The sequence below is a fragment of the Fructilactobacillus sp. X3R2C1 genome (assembly GCF_059901235.1).
Window position 1 is genome coordinate 23,867 of sequence record NZ_JBWXVA010000007.1, and the last position, 7,740, is coordinate 31,606.

Here is a 7,740-nt window from a genome sequence, read left to right on the forward strand (position 1 = left end):
ATTGATATTCTAATAAGCCCTAGTGATCATTACTAGGGCTTATTTTTTAATAGCGCTAATAGTATTTTATTTTAAATAAGCAAAATCCATGAAAAATTGCTCCCTAAAGTGCGTATCTAAATAATGAACAAACAAAAAAGGAGAGATATCATGGAATTAAATGAATTACCACTGAATCTATGTGAACCACTTAAGCGAAAGATGCGCAACGAATTCGCGGTCGACATCAACTCGATTTTACCGTCACAGGTGAACCGGAAACTGACCACCTACACCATTAACTGGGATTCGGTCCTGTTGCTCATTAATTTAAAGGACGCCCACAACCAATTTGATTCCCTCGTCGTCGACCGTGTCTCAGGCTTTACCCTCGTGAAGCAAACCACCAACGTCTTAATGAAGGAGCTGTGGCAAAAGAACCATTTGTCCCTTGATAAAATCAAAACGCTGGCGGGTCACTGTCAGATTAACAAAAACATCCCGTACGTCAGAAATGACGTCCAACTCCTACGCTTAAAGCCCCTTGACCACTGCAAGCGCAACACGTCGTGGGTCGCCTATCACAATCTCAATCATGTGATTCGCAGGGGCGACGACCGCTTGGAACTGTACTTCAACGACATCGTCACACCAATTTATCTGGATGGCTCTTTTCCCTTTATCAAGAAACAGGAGGAGTATTCATACAAAATCAGAAGTTTGGAGGAAATGATATCCAGACAAGTGAATAACTTGTTTGGCTGTCAAGATAATGGAAATTCTAACTATCACGGTCCGACTTCAGGTGGATGCGGCTGGGAAGACTTAAGTAATCTATTGAAATAATTTAGTAGTCTTTAACGTACCGAAACTCGTGATGATACCTGCGACCAGCTAACTTCTGCGCCAGTTGCTTACTACGATAAAAGTGACCACCCTCGTTCATGTTAACGATTGGGTTTACCCCGTTGTTCACGTACGTCATCATGTCAACGTGGTAATCGTCGACTTTTTGCCGTCGTTCTTGGAGGTAAATCCCATCACCAGTGGATTGCGTCCAACCGTACAGATTAACGGTGGCTGCCCTTCCCCTTGGACCGGATTGCCACGGAATGTAACTCATGTTGCGTAACAACGATCAATTTTCGGTCTTTTTTATGTAACTATTGCTTAGTTTAGTGCGGTTGCCAATTTCCTTAAAATGGGGCTTATACTTGGTTTGATGGATCGTGACACAATATGTATCTGGTTTGGAATCGACATCGTAAATAGTCGCTGAACTCGTCCTTTTTGTGTTGCGGATGATGCTGTACCGATTGGTTTTAGTTGAATAGGAGTACCAGGTTCCGCGGAATTTCGCTGGAAAGCTGGTCATGCTCATTCCCTTACTGGTCTGTTTCTTGTGGGCATGGTGCAATGCGGCAAAACCCGTGCCAGCTAAGACGATCACTAACAGTACTAATGCTCCAGTAATGATGAAATACCTTTTCTTTTTCATGGACCCCTCCTGATTAAAGTTAAGTAATTAATATCAAAGAATAGTCATTATAGTTTAAGCATAGCGCACTGAGTGGTGATGTACCAGGTAAAATCGTCATTATACAAATTTTTGAAGGAGGAATTACTAATGAAACTTAGAAAAGTTGGAAATAAAAGTGTAATTACGATTCCAAAAAGATTTAGCTATCCTGAAGGCACTGACTTTGACATCAAAAAAGAAAATGATGGGTCATTAAAGTTAACGCCTAAACATCGAAATCCATTTGAAGGAACATGGTATCTAGATGGACTAGATGAAAAACAAAAGAAAGCCCTTAGACAAAGGGAAGAGTTAGGTAAAGCAATGGGGAGAGAGATAATTAAATAATGTGTATACCAAAAAAGTGAGATTATCTCCTTAGATTTTATTCCCAGTGCTGGAAAAAATTAGAAAAAATAAATATAATAGTTGACAATGCTTAAGATTAAAATTATAGTATTTGGCAACAATAACTAAACAAATAATATTTACCAGTTGAGTACAGATTGAAAATTTGTATAGAGAGTTCCTGGGTGATGAAAAGGAATCAAATATAGATTTGGAACATGGACTGGTTTTGAGATTATTAGTGAAATTGATTAGCTAGTAACGGTCTTGTATCCGATATCAATACAAAGTTATACCAGGTTTCCTGGTGCAACTTACCGAGGTTAGATCCAAGAGAATCTAACAAACTAAGGTGGTAACACGATTAGCAGTCGTCCTTTTATTAGGATGGCTGCTTTTTTTATTTGGTTATTGAAATATATTCATTCACATTTTGGAGGGTAGAATCATGAAGAGAAAAACCAAGTACATTATTTCAGGAATTATCGTTGTTTTAGTAGTATTAGCAGCTTATTTTAGTTTTTTTCATAACACAAGTGCTACTAACAAAAAGAAAATTATTACAGTCGGCATTATGAATGGATCAAAAAAGGATGACCAGATTTATCAATCAGTTGCTAAAACAGCAAAGGAAAAATATGGTTTACATGTCGTTTATAAGAAGTTTACTGATTACTCGCAACCTAACCGTGCATTAGCTGAACATGAAGTTGATCTTAATTCATTTCAACACAGTGCTTTCCTTAATGCTTGGAATAAAGGTAATCACGGTAATATCGTTCCAATTGGAAAAACTTTTATTGGACAAGGTCGGATTTATTCTGACCATTTAAAGAATCTCAATGATATCAAACCAGGATCAACCATCACAATTCCAAATGATGCAACCAACGAATCTCGTGGTCTCTACATTCTCCAAAGTGCTGGCATAATTAAACTTGATCCCAATAAGAGTCTTGCCAATGTAAAAGATATCAAGAGTAATCCCAAAAAATTAAAAATTGAAGAAATCGATGCCAATCAGGCACCAAGAACATTACCTGATGTAGCTGCCTCATATGTCCTTGGTAATTTTGCTCAAAGCGCTGGATTAGATCCAAATAAAGCCATTTATGTTGAACCTATCAACAAAATTTCTGCTAAATGGATTAACATTATTGCAGCAAATAAAGATCAGCGAAACAACAAGTACTACAAAGAATATGTCAAAGCTTATCAAACCCAAAAAACTAAAAAATTATTAAACAAACTATACGGGAAAGTTGAGATCCCAGCATGGGACATTAATTTAAAATAACGGAGGATTAAGAAATGGAAAAATATCCAGAATTATTAAATGATTTTCTTAATTACATCAAAATTAATACCCGATCCGATTCTTCCAAAAGTGACATCCCCACTACCGTTGGCCAAACAAAGTTTCTCAAAAGACTTGCCAAACAACTAAATAACAAAAAGCTTACCAACGTTCATTTTAGTGATGGGAGTTACTTATTTGCAACTTTACCTGGAAATACTATCAAAGCTGTTCCCAAAATTGGTTTCATTGCTCACGTTGATACAGCCGACTTTAATAGCGAAAACATTCATCCCCAAATACAAAAGAATTATCAGGGTAAAAATATTAATCTAAACCAAACATATCAACTAAACCCAGACGAATTTCCGAACCTAAAAAATTACATTGGCGATACTATCATTACTACTGATGGTTCAACGTTGTTAGGTGCCGACGATAAAGCTGGCATTGCAGAAATCATAAGCATGATCGATTACCTTCAAAAGAACCCAGAAACTAACCATGGTGACATTTTAGTTGGATTCGGACCAGATGAAGAAATTGGTAAAGGTGCCGATCATTTTAATCCAGCAGACTTGGGGGCTGACATTGCTTATACTCTTGATACAGGAGCTGCTGGCGAAATTAATGATGAAACTTTTAACGCGGCAGAAGCGAATATTACAATTAACGGAACTAGTGTCCATCCCTCACATGCCAAAGGAAAAATGGTCAGTGCAATTCAATTAGCCATCAAGTTTGACAATCAAATTCCTCTATCACAACGTCCTGATGTTACAGACGGAAGACAAGGATTCTATTTTGCAACCAATTTTAAAGCCAATCCAGATGTTGCACATATCAACTACATTATTAGAGATTTTGATAAAACTGCTTTTAATAAAAAGAAAAATCATCTAAAAGAAATTGCCAATCAATTGAATAACAAATACGGAAGAAACCGAGTACAAATCACTTTTCACGACCAGTACTACAATATGAAGAAACTAATTGATCCAGGAATCGTTAAAAGAGCCGAAAAGGCAACCAAAGATGCCGGTCTTAAACCGAAGATTATTCCGTTTCGTGGTGGAACAGACGGATCTAAAATCACTTTCAAGGGTTTACCCACTCCTAACTTAACTAACGGAAGTGAAAACGCACATGGTAGATACGAATTTGCTGTATTAGAATCAATGAAGAAAGTGACTGACGTATTAGTTAATATTTCAAAAATTAGTTTATAGTTAATCTGATTTCATCATCTTTGATAGCATAAATGATTCTACACTCGTAAAACAAACCAACAGTGTATTAATGAAAGAATTATGTAAAAACAACCATTATTCCTCATGAATCTCAAACCAAAAAGTCCACTCGAACTAATACTTCGAAAAAAGGTAAATTACCACAAACTGGTCAACGTACTAACAATGTTTTAAGTATGATCGGTGGAATGTTACTTTCTTTTCTCCGTTTCCTTGTATTAGGTAAATGGTTTAAGGAACAAAGAAGCAAATAATATTTTCCTTAGAATATTGTTTTCGTTAAGAAAAGCCACATAGTATTTTAAGACATGTACTTGTATTTACTATAAGAACATGTCTTTTTTGGAATTTGTTAGATGTCTGAATTGAAGTGATTGATAATTTAATATCTCAAATTGGGTCTACATTTCTTTACCAAAAGAGTACTCCTATCATCGTTGGTCCAATCACCTCATGAGATGTCGCTAGTTTTAAAGTCTCTAGAGATTATTTATAAATAATTTTTGTAAGATTTGATAACATATATTTTAGCCCGCAAATGTTAAATGGAATGATTTATTTTTAGTTTTGAAAAATATCTAAACATTAATTAAAAAAAGAACGTGATCTAATAATAGATCACGTTCTTTTTCGTATGAAATGATTAAAAATCAAATTTTATAAACAAAATTACAAATAATTCCGTATATATCTATAGTAATTAATTAAAGGAGATAAAATTATGGAATTAAATAAATTACCACTAAACTTATGAGAACCAGTGAAAAGAAAAATTAGGAATGAATTTGCGGTTGATGTCGATACAAATATCCCTTATGTGCGTAAAGACGTATAGTTAATTAGATTAACTTCAATTGATCATTGTAAAAGGAATACATCTTGGATAGCATATCACAATCTTAATCATATAATTCGACTTGGAGATAACAGATTAAAAGTCTACTTTAATGATCTATCTACTCCTATTTACTTAGAAGGTTCTTACTCATTTATAAAGAAGCAAGAAGAATATTCATATAAAATTAGAAACTTGGATAGATAGGAAATGGCCTAAAATACACAACAAAAATATATTAAATAAATTAGTCACTTTAACACAAAAATAATTCTAGCAAGAAAAGGGGTTATACAGATTGAATATCAGCATAATCCTTTAAAGTATAAACTATAAAAATGTATAAGTTTTATATAACATTTTAAAATATAATTTAAATGAGAGATCCCACAAAAACAATATTGTCTTTTTTATTAATCAAAAATTGAGAAAATTCTAATTTTCCATTTTCCAGAAATTTAACATTATACAATACATTATTAAGCTGAGAAGGAATAAAGCTATCATACTTGTGTTCTTTAATCAGACTCAACACTTTTTGTGAAATATCAAAATCACTAATAAACCCTATTGAATATTCTTTCTTAAGTTTATTTTTCAAGCCTTCAATCGTTCTTATATCCCATTCATTCAACTTAAGATTATCTACTAAACGTGTAATATCCATGCTATACTTATCTTCTGAGTCAAATAAGTTAAGGACATTACCAATAAATTCTGCACTTTTTCTCACAAAATTTTCCCAGCCTTGAGAAGGTATATCTGAATCATTTAATTTATAACAATTAGATACTACACTATCCGCATTTCTACCAAATACATCAATATAATTTACAAATAAATCTCCAGATAAACTAAAAACCAACTTTGATGGATATACATTATCAGAAAATTCTTTTGAATCAAAATTTTGTAATACTTTAAAAGCATATAAAAACTCTAACAATTGATTAGAATTATCAATTGTAATGTTACTAATCTCAACCATGTCAATTCCTCCTAAAAAGTTATGTTAATCACAACTATACATCAATTAAATATTCTTGCAACTATTAATTAACAGTTCAAACATTTTCAAAATTAATATATACAGTACATTTATTTAAAAACTTACTTAATAAATATTAAGTAATTATCAATCCTTAAAATATAAATACTTATCTAGTCACAGATAGTGGTAATGATGATTACATTGAATTAATGGAAGAACTAGATTTGTTAAATGTCAGAATATATATTTATTTGCTACTAAATATGTTCATAGATAAAGGAGAACTATCACAAGTTAATAAATTTTTAAAAACATTTTGTATTTTAGATATCTCATATATTTATTTTTTAAATTAAACTTAATACACTAACGAAAGAATAACAACTCATAACAGATAAAGGTATGTCCATATCTGATTTAACAAATAAATTATATAACTACAAGATTTAAATAAATTATGTTATAGAATACATGCACCATACAATTAAAACTATTGATGAAAAAATTTAAAAAGAATATTATAAATACTAATTATTAATAATGATAATGAAATAAGAAAAATAACATATATTTTTACTGATAATTTATAATATTAGACTAAGTGACATACAGTAAAATCCAAATACTTGAGAATTTGAGTATGCTTTACTTCAAAAAATTGATGGAAAACCAACTTGGACAAAGTAGTTTGCAAATGATAATTTAGAAGTGAACTAAAAAATACATGAAATCTTACAATTTTATGAAAAATAAGAAATTTATAACTCAATTAGAATTAAGGAAAGATCTACGGTTATAGTTAAATCGATCATTAATACTTTTTATAAAGATTAATAAAATTTTGCGAAACAATATTGTGAAAACATTTATTATCTTACAAGGATAAAATCCCTTACGTTCATTGGCAGCGATAATATCCTCATAACTATTCAATAATCTTCCTACTAATAATTGTTCTTGCTTATTAGGAAGCTCAATCGGAAGATTCATAAATGTCGTATCTTTCACCGACAGTCTATCTGAACGTGCCCCGACATTTGAATGTCGGTAAATATATCTATACCATTTTGTTGTTTTGAAATATTCTTCAAGGTAATTAAGATCATCACTGTTAAATCTAAATACAAAATATAAAGGAGAAACTACCCCTTTGCGTTTTAATTTATTTCTATTTATAGGTCCAAATGGTGCAAGATTAGATGTTCGAGGATTATATATAAAATCATTATTCTTTACTACATAATAATCTGATATATTATCACGATTTGAAATGCTTTTATCAAAGTAAGAACGTTGGGAAATAATTCCATCACGCGCAGAGTTAGTTAGGGTCTCTGAAAAATTTGAATTACTATTTTTTTCTGTTACTTTACATGCAATATCTTTTAACTTACGCTGCTCCCAAGTTAAAGCCCTGGTTTGTCTTGTGTAGCTGACTTACCTCTGGGAGCAGCGTAAGTTAAAAAACATATCAACGTATAGACGAGGATCTTTTCCCCAACCTTATGGAAAAAAAGAATG

Annotated in this window: 8 protein-coding genes, 1 pseudogene and 1 other annotated feature; of the genes and pseudogenes, 5 read left to right on the forward strand and 4 right to left on the reverse strand. The window is 32.2% G+C overall.

All coding sequences use genetic code 11. The features are described 5' to 3' along the window. The first annotated feature begins 150 nt into the window (after positions 1-150). Entirely contained in the window at positions 151-825 is a 675-nt protein-coding gene (locus tag AC6UDB_RS06790) for a hypothetical protein (protein ID WP_500709520.1), read from the forward strand. A 1-nt stretch (position 826) separates the two neighbouring features. On the opposite strand, the gene AC6UDB_RS06795 is transcribed toward AC6UDB_RS06790, so the two are convergent. Together AC6UDB_RS06795 and AC6UDB_RS06800 are read right to left on the reverse strand one after the other, a co-directional pair. After that, entirely contained in the window at positions 827-1,102 is a 276-nt protein-coding gene (locus tag AC6UDB_RS06795) for a hypothetical protein (RefSeq protein WP_500709521.1), read from the reverse strand. 15 nt (positions 1,103-1,117) lie between these two features. Continuing rightward, entirely contained in the window at positions 1,118-1,477 is a 360-nt protein-coding gene (locus tag AC6UDB_RS06800; protein WP_500709522.1) for a hypothetical protein, read from the reverse strand. A 129-nt stretch (positions 1,478-1,606) separates the two neighbouring features. On the opposite strand from AC6UDB_RS06800, the gene mazE reads away from it, so the two are divergent. The 4 genes from mazE to AC6UDB_RS06820 all read left to right on the forward strand — a co-directional run bounded on the left by mazE (position 1,607) and on the right by AC6UDB_RS06820 (position 4,647). Continuing rightward, positions 1,607-1,846, forward strand: a complete 240-nt coding sequence (gene mazE / locus AC6UDB_RS06805; protein ID WP_500694149.1) for a type II toxin-antitoxin system PemI/MazE family antitoxin — start codon at positions 1,607-1,609, stop codon at positions 1,844-1,846. A gap of 136 nt (positions 1,847-1,982) precedes the next feature. Next, positions 1,983-2,228: a binding site (T-box leader), on the forward strand. 66 nt (positions 2,229-2,294) lie between these two features. Then, positions 2,295-3,143: a MetQ/NlpA family ABC transporter substrate-binding protein gene (locus tag AC6UDB_RS06810; RefSeq protein ID WP_500709523.1), complete on the forward strand. Its 849-nt coding sequence runs from the start codon at positions 2,295-2,297 to the stop codon at positions 3,141-3,143. A gap of 14 nt (positions 3,144-3,157) precedes the next feature. Further along, a complete protein-coding gene (gene pepT / locus AC6UDB_RS06815) occupies positions 3,158-4,372 on the forward strand; it encodes a peptidase T (protein WP_500709524.1) in 1,215 nt (404 codons plus the stop codon). A 98-nt stretch (positions 4,373-4,470) separates the two neighbouring features. Then, positions 4,471-4,647, forward strand: a complete 177-nt coding sequence (locus AC6UDB_RS06820; RefSeq protein WP_500709527.1) for an LPXTG cell wall anchor domain-containing protein — start codon at positions 4,471-4,473, stop codon at positions 4,645-4,647. A 954-nt stretch (positions 4,648-5,601) separates the two neighbouring features. Here AC6UDB_RS06820 and AC6UDB_RS06825 read toward each other — a convergent pair. Together AC6UDB_RS06825 and AC6UDB_RS06830 are read right to left on the reverse strand one after the other, a co-directional pair. Continuing rightward, positions 5,602-6,216 (reverse strand): hypothetical protein, encoded by a 615-nt coding sequence (locus AC6UDB_RS06825; protein ID WP_500709525.1) that lies wholly within the window; start codon positions 6,214-6,216, stop codon positions 5,602-5,604. A 768-nt stretch (positions 6,217-6,984) separates the two neighbouring features. After that, positions 6,985-7,614 (reverse strand): annotated as a pseudogene (locus AC6UDB_RS06830) (restriction endonuclease subunit S); the annotation flags it as partial. Positions 7,615-7,740: the final 126 nt, after the last annotated feature.

Coding starts and splice junctions, on each gene's coding strand:
- AC6UDB_RS06790 (WP_500709520.1), top strand. CDS start 151: ATGGAATTAAATGAATTACCACTGAATCTATGTGAACCACTTAAGCGA.
- pepT (WP_500709524.1), top strand. CDS start 3,158: ATGGAAAAATATCCAGAATTATTAAATGATTTTCTTAATTACATCAAA.
- AC6UDB_RS06800 (WP_500709522.1), bottom strand. CDS start 1,477: ATGAAAAAGAAAAGGTATTTCATCATTACTGGAGCATTAGTACTGTTA.
- AC6UDB_RS06810 (WP_500709523.1), top strand. CDS start 2,295: ATGAAGAGAAAAACCAAGTACATTATTTCAGGAATTATCGTTGTTTTA.
- mazE (WP_500694149.1), top strand. CDS start 1,607: ATGAAACTTAGAAAAGTTGGAAATAAAAGTGTAATTACGATTCCAAAA.
- AC6UDB_RS06825 (WP_500709525.1), bottom strand. CDS start 6,216: ATGGTTGAGATTAGTAACATTACAATTGATAATTCTAATCAATTGTTA.
- AC6UDB_RS06795 (WP_500709521.1), bottom strand. CDS start 1,102: ATGAGTTACATTCCGTGGCAATCCGGTCCAAGGGGAAGGGCAGCCACC.